Genomic DNA, 21,000 nt, shown 5'->3' with positions numbered 1-21,000 from the left:
TGGTTTATCTACCCGAACTCGGCGAGCTGGATCGCAGGGAGATCGCCGCCTTGGCGGGAATCGCCCCCTATAACGACGACAGCGGTAATCACAGCGGAAAGCGTCAGATTTACGGAGGGAGAGCGCGCGTCAGACGTGCGCTTTACATGTCGTGCTGGGTCGTTATCCGTTGCCAGGCCGACTTCAAGGCCCGTTATGAATCCTTAAGAGAACGGGGCAAGAGCGCGAAAGTCGCGCTCATCGCCTGTATGCGAATACTGCTGATCAGACTGAATGCCATGCTGCGAGACGGCACAGAGTGGCGGTGACGAACGGTGGCAGTAAGACAGTTGCTCCCACATTGGATTGGCATCCTACTAAGGTTTCTGTGCAGCTTTCAGGCACTTCAGGTCATTGAAGTCTTTACGCACCCCTTCGATTTTCTTCAGCAACCGCTGACGCTGCTGCGGCGTACTTTCGGCCATCAAATCCACCGCCAGCGAGCGCGCCTGTGCTTCGGTGTTGGCGTAGGCCTTCTGGTAATCCGCTGTCCATAAACGCTCGCGGTTGACCAGAAGTGTCTCGATTCGTTGTGGGAATTCGGCACTTTTACGCTGGGCAACGGCGTTACTGAACTGCTGCTGCCAATGTGCGCGGTTGGCGATCCATTGAGTGTTCTGATCGCCCAGCGCGGTCGACCAGGCCATCACCCGTTGTTCCTGAGTGGCGCTCAGCGGGCCAAGCCAATCGGTCAGGCGCTTGTCCATGCGCGCGCCGCGCTCGGCGATCTGCTGCGCCAGTGGCGGTTTGACATATTCCTTTTCCCGTTTGCGCAGATCCTTGGCGAACGCGTCGTTCATCTCGGAGACTTGCTTGTCGTCCAGCCCTTGCAGCAGCTCGATGGCCGACGGTGTGATCTGCCGTGCGGTTTCGGCAATGGCTTTTTTCGCTTCCTCGGTTCGTGCTTGCAGCGCAGCGTCGGTCACCTGATTGCTTTCGACCATTGCCTGCAAGCGATCCAGCCAGTCGAGGTAGCCCGGCAGCTGCGTGGTGCAGTGCCAGTTCAGGTGTTCCTTGAGCCGCTCGTTGAACCAGTCCTTCTGCTCGCCGTTCATGTCCAGGTAGTCGCCAAGCGTCCATGGAATGATCACGTCGAGATTGCGATAGGCCAGGCCGACGCGGCTACAGGCGCCGAGGGCGAGGGTGAAGATCAGCAGCGTGGCGAGGTGTTTGAACCAGCGAGACATGAGCGAATCCTTGCGAGAGCCTGACGTCTGATTCTCATGTGAACGCAGGAAGCTCCCGGCAGTTCAGCCGATCAATAGAATGCGCGCTCGGCCTTGAGCGTCACCAGCCCGTCACACTGACTGTTGTGCCCCGAGTACGCCGAGCATTCGCTGCCGCTGAGGTTGGAATTGCTGTAGATCAGATCGAGATCGACGCCCATGAACGGTCGGGAAAATTTCACCGACCAATCGGTAAAACTGCTGACATAACCACCGTCCACCGACACCGGCGTGTTCAGTTGGTGAGTGGTGTATTTCATGCTGATCCCGATGCCGAACGGCTGATTGCCGCCGAGGTCGGCGAACAGCGTGTTGTTCTGTTTGTCCGGGTCGTTGCTCACGGCCACACCGAAGCGGCTGCCGAGCAGGGTCAGGCCGCCGAACAGCTCCTGGCTGTCGAGGGTGTCTACTTTGGGATAGCTGTAGTGGATCATCCCGACTTCGTAGCCGAGGGTTTGATCGAAAGGTTGTTTAAAGCCGATGTAGGAGTCGATTTCGAGGTTCTTGCCCGGGGTCAGGCCCATGCTCGGTGCGTACTGGCCGACATACAAACCGCTGTCGTGGCTCAGATCGAGGCCACCGTGGAACGAGCCGACTGCCGCCGGTTTGACCAGCCCTTGGGCCATGCTGCGGCTGGGCGTGGTGCCGAGTTTGAGGTCGAAGTCGCCGAGCTCGCGCTGGAAAATCTGCGCGTGCGCCGATGAGCAGGCCATAAGGCCCACAAACAATAAACAGAATGTTGATTTGAGCATGCGTCACTCCATGAACAGCGAGCGCAGGCTTGAGCCTGCTGAAACGCTTGATCCAGACGCGTGCAAGGATACCGGCGAATGCTCGGCAATGATGGCCGTTCGTCGATTTTCAAAGATTTGGTTAAACAGAAGGAGGGTGTAACGCGGGTGCCAGTCCAGACGCTTCGAAGCTCAAAGCGTCTCAGGACGGGTGTATTACCGGGTGTTACTTCTTGCCCAGGCTGATCTGCTTGGACGGACCGAACGTCTGGCCGCTGACGCCTTTGGCAATTTGCTGGATTTCGCCGCCGGACTTGAGGAACGCTGCGATCTGATCGTTGATCGATTCGCTGGTTTCAACGGCTGGAGCTGGCTTTGCTTTGCTGGTGGATGCTTTTACACGCATGGCGGCCATTAACCTGTAGAAAAGTAACTCGGCCAAGCATCGTACAGGAATAACTTGACAATTGCTTGATAAATATCCCCGGGAATAACTGAGCGCGTGGGTGGATTATTCTCGATTAATTATCCGAAATATCCTCCTAAGTCACTGTTTTAAATAACAACATTTATTCTTCATTGGCGCAAATGTCCGCCGTGAAACGGCACAGCAGGCTTCGCGCTGGCCTGACGAATGGCAAGCCGCCTGCGCAAACCAAGGAAAATCAAGGCTTCCGCAGATTTTCTACGGCAGGCTGCTTGCCCAGCGAACGAGACCGGCAAAACCGGGTAGAATGCCGCCCACGCAATGAGGGTTTTGGAAAATGGCTTTAGTCGGGCGTTACAACAGTTTGCAAGTGGTTAAACACACTAACTTCGGTTTATATCTGGACGGCGGTGCCGACGGCGAAATTCTTTTGCCCAACCGTTATATCCCTAAAGATATTCCCAGCGAAGATGAAGACTGGCTCAACGTTTTTATTTATCTGGACAGCGATGACAAACTTATCGCTACCACTGAAAAACCAAAAGTTCAGGTCGGCGAATTTGCCAGTCTGAAAGTTGTTGAAATCAACAGCATCGGCGTGTTCCTCGATTGGGGTCTGCCGAAGGATCTGTTGCTGCCGTATTCCGAAGAGAAGCGGCAGATGACCGCTGGTGAATATTGCGTGGTGCACGTCTACCTCGACAAACACACCCGCCGCATCACCGCCACCGCACGTCTGGATCGCTACCTCGACAAGACCCCGGCCAATTACAGTGCCGGGCAGGAAGTTGATCTGCTGGTGGCCGAAGCCACCGACATGGGCTTCAAGGCGATCATCAACAACAAGCACTGGGGCTTGATCCACAAGAATGAAATCTTCAAGTTCATGCGTTCCGGCATGCGCGAGAAGGGCTTCATCAAGGAAGTGCGCGCCGACGGCAAGATCAGCCTCAGCCTGCAGCCGGTTGGCCAGGAAGCGGCGAGCAGCCTGAGCTCGAAGATCCTCGCCAAGTTGCGTGAAAACAATGGCACGCTGGCCGTCAGCGACAAGAGCGATCCGGCGTTGATCAGCAGTCTGTTCGGCGTCAGCAAGGGCAACTTCAAGAAGGCCATCGGTTCGCTGTACAAGGAAGGCAAGATCGTCATTCATGCCGATCGCATTGAACTAACCTGAGCCTTCCGGGGCCCATGTTGCATGGGGTCACTTGAGGTCGGGTAAATGAAAAAGCCGTTGCTTGCTTATATCGCCACTCTGCTGGCGTTTCTGTTGCTCGACGGTATCTGGCTCGGCGTGCTGATGGCGCCAACCTACCGCGAACTGCTCGGTTCGCTGATGCTCGAAAAACCGCTGCTGGTTCCGGCAGCGGTTTTTTATTGTCTGTATGTTTTTGGCTGCGTGCTGTTTGTGGTCTTGCCGGCACAGAGCTGGCAACGTGCGGCAAGGATGGGCGCGCTGCTGGGGCTGGTGGCGTATGGCACGTATGACCTGACCAATTGGGCGACATTGCGCGGGTGGTCGGTGCAGGTGAGTTTGCTGGATTGGGCGTGGGGGACGTTTGCTACGGCTGTGGCGTGTACGGTCGGCTTTTTGGCGGCAAAGCGATTTGTGAAGTCAGCCCCGTAATCTTTGTTGTCTGGGGCGACGCCTTCGCGAGCAAGCCCGCTCCCACAGGGGGAATGCGGTTAACTGTGGGAGCGGGCTTGCTCGCGAATGGCGGCGCAGCCGACAACCATTCCCCGCTGCCGCAACAGACAAACTAAATGTCTTTTCCAGACGGTTTTTTCTGTCCGACTGATTGATAATCCCGACACAGATTTTTGACCATTGGACGGCTGCCATGTTGTGTGTGTTTGAGGTGTTGCGGTGAGTGTCGAGCGGCGCAATGCCGATGGGTTTGCCTTGCAGGTGATGATCGGCCTCTGCCTGATCTGGGGCGTGCAGCAAGTGATGATCAAGTGGGCCGCGCCCGACATCGCGCCGGTGATGCAGGCGGCCGGGCGCTCGGGGATTTCTGCGCTGCTGGTAGGCCTGTTGTTGTGCTGGAAGGGCGGTTGGGATCAGGTCGGCAACACCTGGCGTGGAGGGCTGCTGGCCGGTGCGCTGTTCGGTCTGGAGTTCTTCTTCATCGCCGAAGGTCTGCAACTGACCACCGCCGCGCACATGTCGGTGTTCCTCTACACCGCACCGATTTTCACCGCACTCGGCGTGCATTTCCTGCTGGCGAGTGAACGCCTGCGACCTTTGCAATGGCTGGGGATTCTGCTCGCGTTCGTCGGTATCGCCATCGCCTTCGCCGGCGGCGTGTCGTGGGACAACCTCGACCGGCGCATGCTGTTGGGCGATGCGTTCGGGGTCATTGCCGGCGCCTGCTGGGGCGCGACCACCGTGGTGGTGCGCGCCTCGCGCCTTTCAGAGGCGCCAGTGACGTTGACTCTGTTCTATCAACTGATCGTCGGCTTCGTCGGCCTGCTGTTGATCGCGCTGTTCAGCGGCCAGATCAGCCACGTCAGCCTGACCAGCGTGGCGGTGGCCAGCGTACTGTTCCAGGGCCTGGTGGTGTCGTTCTTCAGTTACCTGACCTGGTTCTGGCTGCTGCGCCGCTATCTGGCGGCTAACCTTGCGGTGTTTTCGTTCATGACGCCGCTGTTCGGCGTCACCTTCGGCGTGGTGCTGCTCGGTGAAGAATTGAGTGTGAACTTCGTCATTGGCGCGGTGCTGGTGTTGCTTGGCATTACCTTTGTCAGCGCTGAGCAGTGGGTGCGTCGGCGTTTGCGCAAAGCCCTCGGCCAGCACTGACCGATTGCAGCGCAAGCCCGCCGGCAATCAGCAGACCGCTGCCGGCAATGATCAGCGCCGGTTGCAGACCACCGCTGAAATGGCTGCTCAGCGCCGCCAGCAACGGCCCGCTGAGCTGGCCGACGGCGAAGCATGCGGTCAGCAGTCCGGCGTTGCGCTGAGTTGTGTGCGGCGCCAGTTCTCGCGAGCGTTGCATCACCAGTTGCATGCAAGCGAGGAACGGCATGCCGCACAACACCACCCCCAGCGCCAGGCCATAAGCGCTGCCCAACAGACAGGCGAAGACCCCGAGCGCCTGCAACCACAGGGTGGCGGTCAGCCAGTGCCGTGTGGTGTTCGGATCATGGCGACGCAGGCTCACCAACAGCACGCCAATCGCCGCACCAAGACCGAAGCACGGCCAGAACAGGTCGGCCTGCCATTGCCCGTGAAATTGCGCGTTGGCCATTTGCGAGAGAAACGTGGCCGGGATGATGTAACCCACGCCATATAACGCATACACCGCTGCCAGTCGCGGGATGCCGCGATTCGAATGATTGACGTTGAGGGTGGCGACCGGCGTGTGCACGCCCGGTTGCGGCAGGATCCGCACGATCCCCAGCAACATCACCAGCGCCACGGCGGCATAGATCAGCCACAAGGTGGCCGATGTCTGATTCAGCAGATGTGAGAACAGTGCCAGCAACCCGGTCAGAAAAATTCCCAGTCCGGGACCGGCAAATACCAGTGCCCCCAGCCGTGGCCGGTCTGCCGCCGCTGCCAGCGGCTGACTCAATGCGGTGATCATCACCAGCACCCAGGCACTCGCCACCCCGGTACCGAAGCGCAGCAGCAAATGCGCCCAGAAGCCGTTGGCCCAGAACGATGCCAGGGTCAGCAGCACACACAGCCACAAACCGCCATGCAACCGGCGCTGCACTTGCTGCGGACGGTGGGCGAACATCGCGTCCACCGCGCCCAGCAGGTAACCGAGGTAGTTGGCCGCAGCAATCAGACCGGCGGCCGTCAGGTCGACCTGGCCTTCGCTGAGCAGGTGCGGCAATTGCGGGGTGAGGGCGAAACGCCCGATGCCCATGGCCATCATCAGGGCGACGAAACAGGCGGATAAGCGAATCAGTGGCGACATGGTCGGGATTCCTTTGAAGGAGCAATGACCGTCAGGCTAGAAGCGATTGACTTTCTTTAAAATTGAATAATAGTGAGTAACTTGTTCTGTTATGGAGAAAGGTCGTGGAGTTCAGCCAGTTGCGGATCTTTCAGGCAGTCGCCGAGGAAGGTTCGATCACCCGCGCAGCAGAACGCCTGCACCGAGTGCCGTCCAACCTGTCGACCCGGCTCAAACAGCTGGAAGAGCAATTGGGCGTCGAACTTTTCGTTCGTGAGCGTCAGCGTTTGCAGTTATCGCCTGCGGGAAAAGTCCTGCTGGACTACACCGGCAAGCTGTTCGCCTTGCGCGATCAGGCCAGTGCGGCGGTGATGGGCGGGCAACCGGCCGGGGATTTTGTCCTCGGCACGCTGTACAGCACCGCGGCGATCCATTTGCCGGCGTTGCTGGCGCGCTATCACAAGCAATACCCGGCGGTGAACCTGCAAGTGCAGTCCGGACCCAGCGGCGAGTTGCTCGAAGGTCTGGTCTCCGGGCGTCTTGATGCGGCGTTGGTGGACGGCCCGCCGCAATTGGCGGGGATCGACGGCGTGCCGCTGTGCGACGAGCGTCTCGTGCTGATCAGCGAAGCCGACCACCCGCCGATCCGCAGCGCCAAGGAGGTCGAGGGCAGGGCGGTGTTCACCTTCCGCCATGGTTGCGCCTATCGCGCACGGCTGGAGGCCTGGTTTGTCCACTATCAGGCGGCGATGGGCCGGGCGATGGAGATCGAGTCCTATCAGGGCATGCTGGCCTGCGTGATTGCCGGCAGCGGTGTGGCATTGATGTCGGAGTCGATGCTCGCCAGTCTGCCGGGGCGCGAGAGCGTTGCAGTGCACCCGTTGGCCGAACCGTTTGCCAGTGCGACAACATGGCTCATGTGGCGCAAGGGCATGGTCGGGGCCAACCTCAATGCCTGGATTGAACAGCAGCAAGCGCTCTATCCCGTGGCATCGAGTGAATCCCGGCAGACGGCGTGAACCAACCAATCGTAATTCTGTTCAATTCAGTAACAGATCATTGCGGATTTGACCGAGCATTGCGTAGGACTTCGGACTATTATCAGTGCGAAGCGGCCTCAGAATTCCGGCCGCTCAGCACTACCCTGAAGGGGGCATGACGATGAAAGAGAAAATTCAGAACTGGCTGCACGATTTGGGTGTTGCCCTCGGCTTGATCGAACCGCCTCTGCAACCTGTTCCGATCCGCACCGATGACGAACAGCGCCGGCGTCAGCCTCGCCGGCGGTAGTGCCTGATTAAAGATCAAAAGATCGCAGCCTGCTGCAGCTCCTACAGAGAAAAGTGTAGGAGCTGCAGCAGGCTGCGATCTTTTGCTTTCAGTGTCGCCCGATCTCCAGCAAAAACCGGCTCAAGTCCTTCGCAGTCTTCGCGGTCTTGAGCATGTGATCCTCTTCGGCAGTAAACGCCGTCAGTCCGAACTCATCTTCCAGATGAAATATCAGATCTTCGATATCTGCCTTCTCCAGCCCTAATTGCACCAGGCTGGTGTCGTCGTTGAATTCGCGGGAGTCCAGCAGGCGCTGAATGTATCGGTGCACGGCAGCACGCACGGCAGCTCTTCTCATGGCAGACAGTTTCGTTGTTGTGTTGACTGATTACAGCAGGCCTCAAGCGTGTCGACGCAACCATTCGTCAATCATCGAACGCAAATGCCCGCCGGAAAAACTGCCGAAATGCCCGCCATGTACGGTGCGGATCGGCAGCGCCTGCAAACGCCGCAGACTGGTGGCGTAGTCCTGCAGATTGGAGTGGTAAGCGTCTTCGATCAGCGGCCCGTCGTAGATGATGTCGCCGCTGAACAGGGTTTCGGTGGCCGCTTCATACAGGCTGATGCCACCCGGCGAATGCCCCGGCGTGTGCAGCACCTGCAAGGTGCGATTGCCCAGATCCAGCACATCGCCATCCTCAACAAAACCGGTGGCCGGCGCGGCCTTCACCCGGTATTCGGCGTAGCAAAGCGGGCAGTCCGGATGTGCCTCGAACATGTCGTCGCCAACGAAGGCCCGGCTCAGGTCATTTTCTCCATCCGGCGCGGCGAGAATGTCGGCCTCGGCGCGATGCACCAGGCGTTCGGCGAATTCGTGATGCCCGGCAATGTGGTCGAAGTGGCAATGACTGGCCACCGCCACCAATGGCCGCTCGGTAATCCACGGTAACTGCTCGCGCAGGCTGACCAGCCCCGAGCCGCTGTCGAGCAACAAGTCTTTGTCGCGGCCCTGCACGTGCCACAAATTGCAGCGGTAGAACGGGCGGATATACGGCTCATGGATCAACCGGATGCCGTCGCTCAAGTGCTGAACTTCGAACCACTGATCGCGCGAAACGATCTTCATATTCACTTTTCTCCAGACGTAAAAAAACGGGTGTGGCAACCGACGCCACACCCGTCGAAGAAAGCATCAAGTCGTTACATCAAAGCTTAGATCGCACTCGCCACCGTCGCCGGGCGAGGGGAGACCAGGCTGACCACCACAAAGCTCACCAGACCCACAGCCAGGCTGTAGTAGATCGGGGTGTTGGCATCCAGGCCGTCCTTGAACATGAACAACAGCGCGGTGGCAAAACCCAGGCCCATGCTGGCGATGGCGCCGACAGTGGTCGCGCGCTTCCAGAAGATCGCACCGATCAGCGGAATCAGCATGCCGCCCACCAGCAGGTTGTAGGCCAGGGTCAGGGCGCTGATCACGTCATTCACCACCAGCGCGATGCCCAGTACCACAACACCAGTCAGCAAGGTGAACAGGCGGTTGATCGCCAGGCTCGACTGTTTGCCGCCGCGCAGTTTCGGCAGCAGGTCTTCAGTCAGCGTGGTGGCAGCAGCCAGCAGGCCGGCGCTGGCGGTGGACATCATCGCCGCCAGAGCAGCAGCGATCACCAGACCACGGATGCCGTCCGGCAGCGACAGTTTGACGATGGCGGCGAAGGCGTTGTTGACGTTGTCCAGATCCGGGATCAGTACGTGCGCGGCCATGCCGATCAGCGCGCAGGCCAGGCCGTAGAGGATGCAGTAGATACCGGCGATGCTGCCGGCGTACTGGGCGACTTTGGCGGTCTTGACGGTGAACACCCGTTGCCAGATGTCCTGACCGATCAGGATGCCGAAGAAGTAGATCATGAAGTAGGTGATGATCGTGTCCCAGCCGATGGTGGTGAAGTTGAACGCCGCTGCCGGCAGCTTCAGCACCAGTTCGTCCCAGCCGCCGACGCGGTACAGGCAGATCGGCAACAGGATGAACATCAGACCTACGGTCTTGATGATGAACTGGACGATGTCGGTCAGGGTCAGCGACCACATGCCGCCGATGGCCGAGTAGATCACCACCACGCCACCGCCGAGCAATACCGAGATCCAGAACGGCAGGCCGAACAGCACTTGCAGCACGGTGCCGATGGCGAGGATCGAGGTCACGCCGATCATCAGCGCGTAGGCCAGCATGATCGCCGCGCTCGCCGAGCGGGCCATCGGGTTATAGCGTTTTTCCAGCACCTGGGTAACGGTGTAGATCTTCAGTTTCAGCAGCGGTTTGGCGAGGAACAGGTTCAGCGCGACGATGCCGCAACCCAGCGCCGCACACAGCCAGAAACCGGAGATGCCATGCACGTAACCCAGGCGTACGGTGCCGACGGTGGACGCGCCACCCAGTACGGTCGCGGCCATGGTGCCCATGTACAGGCTTGGGCCCAGGTTACGCCCGGCGACCAGAAAGTCCTCGTTGGTCTTGGCCTTGCGCATGCCGTAGTAGCCGAGCAACAGCATGCCGGCGGCGTAGATGAGGACGACGAATAAATCCAAAGCCATGATGGCGTGTCTCCGATTGTCTTTTTTATGGTGAAACAAATTTGGTTCGGGGTGCTGCTCACTGTGGGAGCGAGCCTGCTCGCGAAGGCGTCGGCACATTCAACAAAGAAGTGACTGACAGATTGCTTTCGCGAGCAGGCTCGCTCCCACAGGGGATTTGCGTCAGGCGGCCTGACGCAGTTGAGGTTTTACTGCGGCTTCACGCCGGGCATCCTTGGGCCCGAACACCTCCCGCGGTTCCGGGAACAGGCTCAGCAGCGTCAGATACACCACCGACGCCAGGCCCAGGGTCACCGGCAGGCTGATGTCGATGCCGCCGGCCAGCTCACCCAGCGGGCCGACGAATTGTCCCGGCAGGTTGACGAAGCACAGGCCGACCGCCGCGCTCGGGATCCATGCGCCCAAGCCACGCCAGTTCCAGCCGTGGTTGAACCAGTAGCGTCCGCCTTGCTCGCCGCGAGTGAACACCTGCAGGTCATCCGGGCAGTAGAAGCCGCGACGCACCAGCAGGCCGATGATCATGATCACCATCCACGGGGTGGTGCAGGTGATGATCAGCACGGCGAAGGTTGACACGCTTTGCACCAGGTTCGCCGCAAAGCGCCCGATGAAGATGAAGGCGATCGACAGCACGCCGATCAGCAACGTCGCCTTGACCCGCGACAGCACCCGTGGGAATACGCTGGACATGTCCAGCCCGGTGCCATACAGCGAGGTGGTGCCGGTGGACATGCCGCCGATCACCGCAATCAGGCACACCGGCAGGAAGAACCAGCTCGGCGATACCGCCAGCAGGCCGCCCACATAGTTGTTCGCCGCGATGTAGTCCGGCGCCTTGATCGCGACGATGGTCGCGGTGCTCAGGCCGAACAGGAACGGGATGAACGTGGCGATCTGCGACAGCACCACAGCGGCCATGATCCGCTGCTTGGAGGTGTCACGCGGGATGTAGCGCGACCAGTCGCCGAGGAACGCACCGAACGAGATCGGGTTGCTCATCGCGACCAGCGCCGCGCCGATGAACGCCGCCCAGAAGCCCGGTTGACCGAGGTTCACGGTGCCGGCGTAGTTCACATCGAAAGGACCGGCGAAGGCGAAGATGCCCAGCAGGAACAACAGGCTGGCGCTCCATACCGCGATCTTGTTCACCCACAGCAGAAAGCGGAAGCCGTAGATGCACACGGTCAGCACCAGAATCGCGAACAGCCCGTAGGCCAGGCCCAGGGTCAGGTCGGTTTCCGGCAGACCGATCAGGCGTTTCGCACCCCCGATCAACGCATCGCCCGAACTCCACACCGAGAGCGAGAAAAACGCGATGGCGGTCAACAGCGACAGGAACGAACCGACGATCCGCCCGTGCACGCCGAAGTGCGCCCCGGAGGACACGGCATTGTTGGTGCCGTTGAGCGGGCCGAACAGGCCCATCGGTGCGAGGATCAGCGAGCCGAGCAGTACGCCCGATACAATCGCCCAGACACCGGCCTGAAACGACAGACCGAACAGCACCGGGAAACTGCCGAGCACGGCGGTGGCAAAGGTATTGGAACCACCGAAGATCATCCGGAACAAGTCCGTCGGGCCTGCGGTGCGTTCGTGGTCCGGGATCTGCTCGACCCCGTGGGTTTCAATTTGCGTAAGGCTTTGGTCGTTGTTGTTGTTATTCATGATCTGCTCCGATCATAAAGGCGCGCCTCATCGTGTGTGAGGCGTCACCTGTTTGGCTAAGGGGATGGCAGCCCTTCCGGCATTGCGGACAAATGTTCGTGGCAGGCCAGCCAATGGCCTTGTTGTTCTAGGCTCGACGCTTGTTTCTTGAAAACAATCGTCTCGCGCTCCTGGCTGAAATGTTGCTCCCCTTGCATGCGCAGCTCGGTGGCCACGTCATGGATAAACACCGCCACGTCACCTTGCAGGCTGACGAAGGCGTTGCTCGAAGTGCACGACAGCACTTCAAAGCCATCCTCGGCGCGCCAGCTGTCCCACAAAGCCTGGTAGGCATCGCGCGACAGCAGCGGCTGTTCGAGGGTGTAAAACACGAAACTTGCATCGGCGCTGAACGCGCCGAAATAGGCCTCGCGATCGTTACGAGCGAAGGCGGACACCAGATCGGCAGCCGCTTGCAATACCTGCTCACGTTCGTTCATGGCCGAACCCTCAGCGGTGAACCACGCCAGGCAGTACGCAGAGCATTTCGTACAGCAGGTTGGCGGCCAGCAGCGAGGTGTTGCCGGTGGTGTCGTAAGCCGGCGAGACTTCTACCAGATCGCAGCCGATCAGGTCGAGGCCCTGGCAGCCGCGTACGATTTCAATCGCCTGAATGGTCGTCAGACCCCCGATTTCCGGGGTGCCGGTGCCTGGCGCCCAGGCCGGGTCGATACCGTCGATGTCGAAGCTCAGGTACACCGGGCCGCCGCCGACTTTCTCGCGCACTTCGGCCATCAGCGGCGCCAGCGACTTGTGCCAGCACTCTTCGGCTTGTACGACGCGGAAGCCCTGATCGCGGCTCCAGTTGAAGTCGTCAGCGGTGTAGCCCTGCGCGCGCAGACCAATTTGCACCACGCGGTCGCAGTCCAGCAGACCTTCTTCGACGGCGCGACGGAAGGTCGTGCCGTGGGCGATCTTCTCGCCGAACATGTGATCGTTGACGTCAGCGTGGGCATCGATGTGCACCAGTCCGACCTTGCCGTGCTTTTTATGGATGGCACGCAGGATCGGCAGGGTGATGGTGTGGTCGCCACCCAGGGTCATCGGGATCACGTTGTGCTCGAGGATGTTGTCGTAGGCTTCTTCGATGATGCGCACGGCGTCGAGCAGGTTGAAGGTGTTGATCGCCACGTCACCGATGTCGGCGACCGACAGCGAGTCGAACGGCGCGGCGCCGGTGGCCATGTTGTACGGGCGGATCATCACCGATTCGGTGCGGATGTCGCGCGGCCCGAAGCGGGTGCCGGGGCGCAGCGAAGTACCGATGTCCAGTGGCACGCCAACGAAGGCAGCGTCCAGGCCGGCAGCGGTCGGTACATGGGGGAGTCGGAGCATGGTGGCGATGCCGCCGAAGCGCGGCATTTCGTTGCCGCCCAGTGGTTGGTGAAGAATCTTGTCCACGGGTAGGGCCTCATCGTCTTTGTTTTATTTATGTCGGCGCACCGTTGAGCACAGGTTCGGACGCCGCTGTGGGGCCGATTCTGCGAAATGTAGTGGAGGGGAAGAATCGCTACGAGCAAAAACTTAGTTCAGATTTTTCTAAACTAATGGTGAGGCTGGAGATAGACTCGTCGCTGTTCGCCGGGGTTGAACATAACGCCTGTGGGAGCGGGCTTGCTCGCGAATGCGGTGTGTCAGCAACATGGATGCCAACTGATACGACGCCTTCGCGAGCAAGCCCGCTCCCACAGGGACTGTGTTTCTTCGCACGCACCGAATGCTTCTTGTGATGGAGTAGACATGGCCAACGCTTTACCCGACCTGAAACTATTGCGCATCTTTGTCAGCGTGGTCCGCCATCAGGGTTTTGCCAATGCGCAGCAGGAGCTCAACCTGTCGACCTCGGCGATCAGCACTTACATGAGCCAGCTTGAAGCGGCGCTCGGCCTGGTGCTGTGCCATCGCGGACGCGGTGGATTCAGCCTGACCAGCAAGGGCGAGCTGTTCCATCAGGAAACCCTGCGCCTGCTGGCCGAACTCGAAGGTTTCGAGCAATACGCCGCGGCGCTCAAGGGCGAACTGCGCGGCACGCTCAACCTCGGGGTGATCGACTCCACTGTCAGCGATAAGGCCTTGCCGTTCGCCGAAGCCATCGGTGCCTACAGTCAGGAACACCCGGCGGTGCATTTGCATCTGTCGGTGATGAGCCCGTACGAATTGCAGCTCGGCGTGCAGGACAATCGACTCGATCTTGCCATCGGTGCGTTTTCCACGCGCATGAGCGGTCTGGTGTACATGCCACTGTACCGCGAGCAGCACTGGCTGTATTGCAGCAGCCGGCATCCGCTGTTCAACGAACGGCGGATCCCCGAGCAGGTCATCACCCAGCAACGCATGGTCGGCCGTGGTTACTGGAGCCAGGCAGAGCTGGCCCGCCACGGTTTCAAGCACAGCGCGGCGACCGTGGAAAGTATGGAGGCGCAGCTGATTCTGGTGCTGTCCGGCGCCTACATCGGTTACTTGCCAGAACATTACGCCCAGGCCTGGGCCGACAAGGGCGACCTGCGCGTGTTGCTGCCGGCGACCTTCGGTTATCAGGCGCCGTTTTCGATGATCATGCGCCGTGGCCGCAGCCGCGAGCCGCTGATCCAGACCTTCCGTGATTTGCTCAAAGCACAGCTCAATCAGGCATAAGAACCATGTCCAGACCCCAATGCCCGCGCTGCCTGCGCCCACAAAGCCACTGCCTGTGCTCGCTGATTCCGCGCCTCGACAGCCGCACCCGCGTTCTGCTGTTGCAGCATCCGAGCGAGGTCAATCACGCGCTCAACACCGCGCGACTGGCAGCGCTGGGTTTGACCAATGCCGAGTTGATTGTCGGTGAAGTGTTCGAGGATTTACCGGCGCTGTTGAGTCAGCCGGGGTATCAGGCGCGGTTGCTGTTTCCCGCTGACGATGCGCAGCCGATGCAGGCTTACCGCGAATCCGATCAACCGTTGTTGCTGGTGGTGCCGGACGGCACCTGGCGCAAGGCGCGCAAGATGCTCCACCTCAATCCGCTATTGGCAGCGTTGCCACGGGTGACGCTGGCGCAGTGCGGGGTGTCGCGCTACCGGTTGCGCAAGGCACCGGGGCCGGGGGCGTTGTCGACCATCGAGGCGATTGTGCAGGCGCTGGAAACTCTGGAAGCGCCGACGACGTTTGCGCCGTTGCTCAAGCCGTTCGAAGCGTTGATCGAGGGGCAGATTGCGGCGATGGGGGAGGAGGTCTACCAGCGAAATCATGGAGAAAAATAGTTGTTGTCTGGCCTGGCCCCATCGCTGGCAAGCCAGCTCCCACAGTGTCCGTGTCGAACACAAAATCTGTGAACACCTCAGAACCTGTGGGAGCTGGCTTGCCAGCGATGAGGCCAGCCAATTCACCACAAAATCCAGACATTTCTACCGCTCCCGCATCGCCTCGGTCCGGGCTTTGAGCACTGGTTTGAGCAGGTAATCCAGCACACTTTTCTCCCCGGTAATAATGTCCACCGTCGCCACCATCCCCGGGATGATCAGCAGCGGTTTCACGTCCCCGCCCAAATGGTTTTTATCGGTGCGTACCTGAATCAGGTAGAAGCTGTTGCCCTTGTCATCGGTGATGGTGTCGGCGCCGATCAGTTCCAGTTTCGCGCTCAGCCCGCCGTAGATCGTGTAGTCATAGGCACTGAACTTGACCATGGCTTTCTGGCCCGGATGGAGGAACGCGACGTCTTGCGGACGGACCTTGGCTTCGATCAGCAGGTTGTCTTCCAGCGGCACGATTTCCACCATGTCGCTGCCCGGCTGCACCACGCCGCCGATGGTGTTGACCTTGAGTTGCTTGATCACCCCATGCACCGGCGAAGTCACGGTGGTGCGGCTGACCCGGTCGTCGATGGCGATGCTCGACGCGGTGATTTTCGACAGGTCGGTGCGCTTCTGATTGAGGTCCTTGGCGGCGTCGGAGCGGAAGGTCTGTTCCGATTCGTCGATCTTGCTCTTGATCTCGTTGATTGCCGATTCCGCCCGTGGGATCGCCAGGGTCGTTGCGTTCAGTGAGCCGCGAATTTCCACCGCGCTGCGTTTCAGTCGCAGGATCTCCACCGGTGACACCGCACCCGTGCCGACCAGTGGCGCCGACATGTTCATCTCTTGCTGCAGCAGCGCCAGGCTGGAACTGTACTGGCCTTGCTTGGAGCGGAACTCCGCCAGCTCCTGAGTCTTCTGCCGCAGCTGTTCGGTGAGGGTGCGTTGCTCACTGGCCAGACGCCGTTGGCGCTGGTCGTACAGCGCCCGTTCGTCTTCGGCGACCTGTGGCGCCTTGGCGATCACCTCGTCAGACAGCTTGAACGGACGGCCCTCGGCTTCGGCGGAAAGGCGTTCGACTTGCGCGGTCAGGGCATAACGATCGGCCTCGCTCTCACCCTTGTTCGACAGAAATCGCGTGTCATCCAGGCGCAGCAGCTTGTCGCCTTTGTTCACCATTTGCCCTTCGCGGACAAAAATCTCGGTGACGATCCCGCCTTCCAGGTTCTGGATCACCTGAACCTTGCTCGACGGAATCGCCTTGCCTTCGCCCATGGTCACTTCTTCCAGCACGGCGAACTTGGCCCAGACCAGCGCACTGATCAACAGCGCTGCCGCCAGCCACACGGTGATCCGCGACCAGCGCGGCGAATCCTGCAACGCAGCGCCGGCGGTTTCCGGCATGAACTCGGCTTCGGCGCTTTTGCCGAAACTGTCGAAGTAGCCGCGTGATTTGCTATCTGAAGATGCAGACATGGGGCGATACCCCTCAGTTAGGAAACATCAAACCGCACAACCCATGCGTCGCCCGGAACACTTACTTGTGGTGAGGGGATTTATCCCCGATAGGGTGCGAAGCGCCCTCAGAGGCTTTGGGGCCGCTGCGCAGCCCATCGGGGATAAATCCCCTCGCCACAGGTTTTGTGAGCGCCATGAGTTATGTGCACGCATCTAAACCGCCGCCGAGCCGACGCGGCCCTTGCGCAGTGCATCGATGACCGCTTCTTTCGGGCCGTCGGCGACGACCCGGCCGTTGTCCAGTACCAGCAGCCGGTCCACCAGGCTCAGCATTGAGGTGCGGTGGGTGACCAGCAGCAGGGTCTTGCCTTGCACCCAACCGTGCAGCTTCTGGCGCAGCAGGTCTTCACTGCTGTTGTCCATGGCGCTGGTGGGTTCGTCGAGCAGCATGATCGGCGGGTCGAGCAGCAGCGCCCGGGCCAGCAATACGGCCTGGCGTTGACCACCGGAAAGCAGTTGCCCGCGTTCGCCCACGGGGCGGTCGAAACCTTGCGGATGCTGACGGGCCAGCTCGGTGACGCCGGTCAGTTCGGCGACTTCGAGCATGCGTGAATCGCTGATGTAGCGGGCGCCGAGGGTCAGGTTGTCGCGCAGGCTGCCGGCCAGCAGCGGCAGGTCGTGCGCGACGTAACCGATCTGCTGGCGCAGGTCGGCGACATCCAGTTGCCGCAGGTCGAGACCGTCGAGCAGCAACTGGCCTTCCTCGGGTTCATAGAAGCCCATCACCAGCCGCGCCAGGGTGCTTTTGCCTGAGCCGCTGCGGCCGATGATGCCGATCCGTTCGCCGGGTTTCATGCTGAAGCTGACGTTGCTCAGCGCCGGTGCGTTCTGGCCGTTGTAGTGAAAGGTCACGCCGCTGACGTCCAGCGCACCTTGCAGCTGCGTGCGTTCCAGCGGTCGCTGTTTGCCGTCGCGCTCCTGTGGCAGGCCCATCAGCGCGTCGGTGCTTTTCATGGTCAGTTGCGCTTGCTGGTAGCGGGTGATCAGCCCGGCGATCTGCCCCAGCGGCGCGAGCACCCGGCTGCCGAGCATGTAGCTGGCCACCAGCGCACCGACGCTGAGGTTGCCGGCGATGATGCTGTAGACCCCGGCGACGATCGTCGCCATCCCGGAAAACTGCTGAATGAATAGCGTGCCGTTGGTCGCCAGCGCCGAGAGGTTGCGCGCGTGGCTGTCGAGGCGGGTGAGGGCGCCGTGGGTGCTTTCCCATTTGTGCTGGCGTTCGCTTTCGGCGCTGCAGGCCTTGAGGGTTTCCAGGCCGCCGAGGGTTTCGATCAGCAACGCCTGTCGTTCGGCACCCAGGCTCAGGCTTTTCTGCACGGTGTCGCGCAGGCGCACCTGAATCGCCAGAGCAAATATGATCGTGATCGGAAACGCCAGCAGCGGAATCACCACCAGCCAGCCACCGAGCAGACCGATCACCACCAGCATCAACACCACGAAGGGCAGGTCGATCAGGCTGGTCAGGGTCACGGCGGTGAGGAATTCGCGCAGGCCCTGAAAGTCATGAATGCTCTGGGCGAAACCGCCGATGGTTGCCGGCCGCGCCTTCATCGCCATACCGGTGATGCGCTCAAATAAAGTCGCGGAAAGGATCACATCGGTTTTCTTCCCGGCGGTGTCCAGCAGGTGCGCGCGCACCACCCGCAGCACCAGTTCGAAACCGGTGCCGATCAGCAGGCCGATCGCCAACACCCACAGGGTCGAGGTGGCCTGATTCGGCACCACGCGGTCGTAGGTCTGCATGACGAAAAGCGGCACCATCAGGCCTAAAAGGTTGATCAGGAAACTGGCGAGGATCGCGTCGCTGTACAGCCATTTCGACAGCTTCAGGGTGTCGCGAAACCAGGCATGGACCCGCGGCACCAGCGGTGAACGCAAATCTTCAAGTTCGTGGCGTGGACGGGCGAACAAAGCCTGGCCGCTGTAGTGTTCGGCGAGTTCTTCGCGCTCGACCCATTGCTCGCCACCATCGGCTTCGCTGGGCAGGATCAGCGCCTTGCCGTCATCGGCAAAACGCCGCAGTACGGCAGTGCGGCCGTCCTTGAGCAGCAACAGGATCGGCAGATTCAGCGCGGAAATATCCTTCAGTTCGCGGCGCAACAAGCGCGCCTGCAAACCGGCCCGGGCCGCTGCGCGGGGCAGCAGGTCCAGGCTCAGACGTTGCTTGTTCAGGGGCAGCCCGGCACTCAGGCTGGCGCGGCTGACCGTCGCGCCGTGGAGTTTGCAGAGAATCAGCAGACCGTCGAGTAACGGGTCATCGAAGCTCAGCCGCGGATCGATCCCGGAGTGTCCGCCTTCGGCCATGCTGGTCATATTGATCGCCCCTGTAATGACTGGTCCAACCTGTGGCGAGGGGATTTATCCCCGATGGCTGCGCAGCAGCCCCATGGATCTCATTGCTGCTCAAATCTTTGGGGTCACTGCGCAACCCAGCGGGAGCAAGCTCCCTCGCCACAAAGGGTCGTGGGACTTACTTCAGCTCGGGCAGGCGCGCCTCGTTTTTGACCTCGGTCGCGGCGATCGCATCCGCCGGCAGCACCACCCGTTGCTTGCTCAGCAACTGGCCCATGTTCGCCAGCACGCGGTACATCGAATATTCCTCGGTGTAGCGAATTTCGGTGTAGCGACGGTTGGCGTTGTAGAGCTCGTTTTCACTGTCGAGCAAGTCGAGCAGGGTGCGTTGGCCGAGGCCGAACTGATCCTGATATGCCGCGCGCACACGCTTGGTGGTCTCGGCGTATTCACGGGCGGTCGGGGTCTGTTTGTTCGCGTTGACCATGGCGTTCCACGCCAGGTGAATGTTCTCGTTCAACTGACGCAAGGCGTTGTTGCGTATGTCCATCGCCTGATTGATCTGGTGCGCATCGGAGGCCAGACGAGCCTTGTCGCTGCCGCCACGGAACAGGTTGTAATTCATGATCACGCCGACGCGCCATTCGTTGTCGTGGCCTTCATCGCCTTGCACGTTGTTGTTCGCACCCACCGCCGCTTCGGCGTCAAAACGCGGGTAGAACGGAGACTTGGCAACTTCATACTGGCTCTCGGCCGACTGCACGTCCGCCTGCGCGGATTTCAGGTACGGGTTGTTCTCGACCATGCTCTGCTGGGCTTCCGGCAGGCTGGTGGGGATTTCGCCGCGAGTCGACGGTGGTGCTTCCAGTTCATCGGGCATGCGCCCGACCACGGCGTAGAAGTTCGATTCGGCGTCGGCCAGATCGACTTCAGCGGTGTCGAGGTTGTTCTGCGCCAGCGCCTTACGGGCGACAGACTGATCGGAGTCGGCGGTGCTGCCGATGCCGCGCTGGGTGCGCAGGCCGATCTGATCGTTGACGCGCAAGTGCGCTTGCAGGTTGTTCCGGGCCAGGGTCACCAGTTCACGGCGCTTGAGCACTTCGAGGTAGACCTCGATGGTGCGCAAGGCCAGATCCTGAGCGGTGCCTTGCGCGTAATAGGCGCGCGAGTTGGACACGCCCTTGGTGCGCTCGACCTCGTTGGCGGTGTTGAAGCCGTCGAAGATCATCTGCCGCAGGCGCAGTTCCGACTGGGTGTAATTGAGGATTTCGGTGTGGTGATTACCGAAAGCCCGGGTATTGGTGTTGTCGCTGTAGCCGCGCCCGTAGGCGGCATTCAAATCGACGGACGGATAGAAGCCACCCTTGGCCACTTTCACCTGTTCATCGGCGGACAGTTTGGCGTCCACGCGCGAGGCGAGGTCCGGGTGGGTGGCGATGGTGCTTTGAATCGCTTCGGTCAGATTCATGGCCTGGGCTTGGGAAGTGCAAGCCATGGCCAGCAAAACCGCGCTGCAGAGGGGGGTTAAAACGCGCATGGGGTGCATCTCCCTGGTCCTGATGGTGCGTTACTGTCGCCAAATATTTGACGATAATTTGAGGTGTAAGCGTTTCACTCTTGTAACAACAGAGCTAAGAACATCCTGAAGCGTAGCTAAGAAAAAATTTTCATAAGGCTTATGCCGAAAAAAACTTATGCGCTTGGCGAAAACCAGCACATTGTTCAGAGCGAAAGCCTTTGTTTCATGCGCTTTAGGGAGCACAAAAAGGCTTGAGGAAAGTTCCATTCACTTTGCGACATACGGCGAAGTACTGCTGAAGGGGAGGGACGCGTAGCGGCAGATGAGCGACAGATTTTTGTCACTCGGGTGATTCACCACCGTTACGTAGCGTTAGTGGGTTCGCTGCATTGATCAGGATTCTGAAGTGCTTGAAAGCACTGAAGTTTCCTCGTTTGCGCAACCTGCGAAACGAACTGTCGAGGTGCGAGCGTCGCCCCGACAACCCGATTGAGCCATGGGCTGCTTCGCGA

The 21,000-nt window shown here is 60.3% G+C and carries 21 protein-coding genes; 8 read left to right on the top strand and 13 right to left on the bottom strand.

The annotated features are described in order from the left end of the window. A partial coding sequence (locus CRO59_RS23255; protein WP_143503110.1) for a transposase occupies positions 1–308 on the top strand: 308 nt, incomplete at its 5' end. A 48-nt stretch (positions 309–356) separates the two neighbouring features. On the opposite strand, the gene CRO59_RS23250 is transcribed toward CRO59_RS23255, so the two are convergent. The 3 genes from CRO59_RS23250 to CRO59_RS23240 form a co-directional block, all read right to left on the bottom strand. Beyond that, positions 357–1,226 carry a DUF6279 family lipoprotein gene (locus tag CRO59_RS23250; RefSeq protein WP_097090497.1) on the bottom strand — a complete coding sequence of 290 codons (870 nt, stop codon included), beginning with the start codon at positions 1,224–1,226 and terminating at the stop codon, positions 357–359. A gap of 71 nt (positions 1,227–1,297) precedes the next feature. Beyond that, entirely contained in the window at positions 1,298–2,017 is a 720-nt protein-coding gene (locus CRO59_RS23245; protein WP_097090496.1) for a TorF family putative porin, read from the bottom strand. A gap of 205 nt (positions 2,018–2,222) precedes the next feature. After that, positions 2,223–2,411 (bottom strand): hypothetical protein, encoded by a 189-nt coding sequence (locus CRO59_RS23240; RefSeq protein ID WP_016985943.1) that lies wholly within the window; start codon positions 2,409–2,411, stop codon positions 2,223–2,225. Positions 2,412–2,760: 349 nt separating this feature from the next. Between CRO59_RS23240 and CRO59_RS23235 the strand changes: the two genes are divergently transcribed. From CRO59_RS23235 to CRO59_RS23225, 3 genes are all read left to right on the top strand, one after another. Further along, a complete protein-coding gene (locus CRO59_RS23235) occupies positions 2,761–3,597 on the top strand; it encodes a S1 RNA-binding domain-containing protein (RefSeq protein ID WP_027614566.1) in 837 nt (278 codons plus the stop codon). A 45-nt stretch (positions 3,598–3,642) separates the two neighbouring features. Next, a complete protein-coding gene (locus CRO59_RS23230) occupies positions 3,643–4,047 on the top strand; it encodes a DUF2177 family protein (RefSeq protein ID WP_097090495.1) in 405 nt (134 codons plus the stop codon). Positions 4,048–4,287: 240 nt separating this feature from the next. Further along, the gene (locus CRO59_RS23225) at positions 4,288–5,220 is read left to right on the top strand and encodes a DMT family transporter (protein WP_027614568.1); all 933 of its coding nucleotides are present in this window, start codon (positions 4,288–4,290) and stop codon (positions 5,218–5,220) included. Here CRO59_RS23225 and CRO59_RS23220 read toward each other — a convergent pair. Continuing rightward, positions 5,165–6,346: an MFS transporter gene (locus CRO59_RS23220; protein ID WP_097090494.1), complete on the bottom strand. Its 1,182-nt coding sequence runs from the start codon at positions 6,344–6,346 to the stop codon at positions 5,165–5,167. The two genes, CRO59_RS23225 and CRO59_RS23220, sit on opposite strands and share 56 nt — an antisense overlap. A 104-nt stretch (positions 6,347–6,450) precedes the next feature. Here CRO59_RS23220 and CRO59_RS23215 point away from each other — a divergent pair, with 104 nt between their 5' ends. Together CRO59_RS23215 and CRO59_RS29040 are read left to right on the top strand one after the other, a co-directional pair. Beyond that, complete coding sequence (locus CRO59_RS23215; RefSeq protein ID WP_097090493.1) at positions 6,451–7,344, top strand: LysR family transcriptional regulator; 894 nt, start codon at positions 6,451–6,453, stop codon at positions 7,342–7,344. Between the two features lie 142 nt (positions 7,345–7,486). After that, a complete protein-coding gene (locus CRO59_RS29040) occupies positions 7,487–7,615 on the top strand; it encodes a PA1414 family protein (protein ID WP_003184145.1) in 129 nt (42 codons plus the stop codon). A gap of 88 nt (positions 7,616–7,703) precedes the next feature. Here the strand turns inward: CRO59_RS29040 and CRO59_RS23210 are convergent, their stop codons facing one another. The 6 genes from CRO59_RS23210 to speB form a co-directional block, all read right to left on the bottom strand. Then, the gene (locus CRO59_RS23210; RefSeq protein ID WP_097090492.1) at positions 7,704–7,952 is read right to left on the bottom strand and encodes a phosphopantetheine-containing protein; all 249 of its coding nucleotides are present in this window, start codon (positions 7,950–7,952) and stop codon (positions 7,704–7,706) included. Between the two features lie 42 nt (positions 7,953–7,994). Next, positions 7,995–8,720 carry an MBL fold metallo-hydrolase gene (locus CRO59_RS23205; protein ID WP_097090491.1) on the bottom strand — a complete coding sequence of 242 codons (726 nt, stop codon included), beginning with the start codon at positions 8,718–8,720 and terminating at the stop codon, positions 7,995–7,997. 86 nt (positions 8,721–8,806) lie between these two features. Further along, a complete protein-coding gene (locus tag CRO59_RS23200) occupies positions 8,807–10,186 on the bottom strand; it encodes a sodium:solute symporter (protein WP_097090490.1) in 1,380 nt (459 codons plus the stop codon). Positions 10,187–10,348: 162 nt separating this feature from the next. Then, positions 10,349–11,851 (bottom strand): cytosine permease, encoded by a 1,503-nt coding sequence (locus CRO59_RS23195; RefSeq protein WP_097090489.1) that lies wholly within the window; start codon positions 11,849–11,851, stop codon positions 10,349–10,351. Between the two features lie 56 nt (positions 11,852–11,907). After that, on the bottom strand, positions 11,908–12,330 hold the full coding sequence (locus tag CRO59_RS23190; RefSeq protein WP_097090488.1) for a nuclear transport factor 2 family protein: 423 nt from the start codon (positions 12,328–12,330) through the stop codon (positions 11,908–11,910). Positions 12,331–12,340: 10 nt separating this feature from the next. Continuing rightward, the gene (gene speB / locus CRO59_RS23185; RefSeq protein ID WP_003222717.1) at positions 12,341–13,291 is read right to left on the bottom strand and encodes an agmatinase; all 951 of its coding nucleotides are present in this window, start codon (positions 13,289–13,291) and stop codon (positions 12,341–12,343) included. 339 nt (positions 13,292–13,630) lie between these two features. Here speB and CRO59_RS23180 point away from each other — a divergent pair, with 339 nt between their 5' ends. Both CRO59_RS23180 and CRO59_RS23175 read left to right on the top strand, forming a co-directional pair. Then, positions 13,631–14,524: a LysR family transcriptional regulator gene (locus CRO59_RS23180; protein WP_007956593.1), complete on the top strand. Its 894-nt coding sequence runs from the start codon at positions 13,631–13,633 to the stop codon at positions 14,522–14,524. A gap of 5 nt (positions 14,525–14,529) precedes the next feature. Then, positions 14,530–15,126, top strand: coding sequence for a tRNA-uridine aminocarboxypropyltransferase (locus CRO59_RS23175; protein WP_097090487.1), 597 nt, complete (start codon positions 14,530–14,532; stop codon positions 15,124–15,126). A 144-nt stretch (positions 15,127–15,270) separates the two neighbouring features. Here CRO59_RS23175 and CRO59_RS23170 read toward each other — a convergent pair whose 3' ends face one another. The 3 genes from CRO59_RS23170 to CRO59_RS23160 form a co-directional block, all read right to left on the bottom strand. Then, positions 15,271–16,632 (bottom strand): HlyD family type I secretion periplasmic adaptor subunit, encoded by a 1,362-nt coding sequence (locus tag CRO59_RS23170; RefSeq protein ID WP_007962568.1) that lies wholly within the window; start codon positions 16,630–16,632, stop codon positions 15,271–15,273. Between the two features lie 195 nt (positions 16,633–16,827). Then, the gene (locus CRO59_RS23165; protein ID WP_027614578.1) at positions 16,828–18,990 is read right to left on the bottom strand and encodes a type I secretion system permease/ATPase; all 2,163 of its coding nucleotides are present in this window, start codon (positions 18,988–18,990) and stop codon (positions 16,828–16,830) included. Between the two features lie 157 nt (positions 18,991–19,147). Then, on the bottom strand, positions 19,148–20,506 hold the full coding sequence (locus tag CRO59_RS23160) for a TolC family outer membrane protein (protein WP_007962570.1): 1,359 nt from the start codon (positions 20,504–20,506) through the stop codon (positions 19,148–19,150). Positions 20,507–21,000 lie beyond the last annotated feature (494 nt).

The sequence above is a fragment of the Pseudomonas sp. LAMO17WK12:I5 genome (genome assembly GCF_900215165.1).
Taxonomy (GTDB): domain Bacteria; phylum Pseudomonadota; class Gammaproteobacteria; order Pseudomonadales; family Pseudomonadaceae; genus Aquipseudomonas; species Aquipseudomonas putida_A.
Note: the sequence above shows the minus strand (reverse complement) of the source record. Positions and strands in the feature narration are given on the sequence as shown.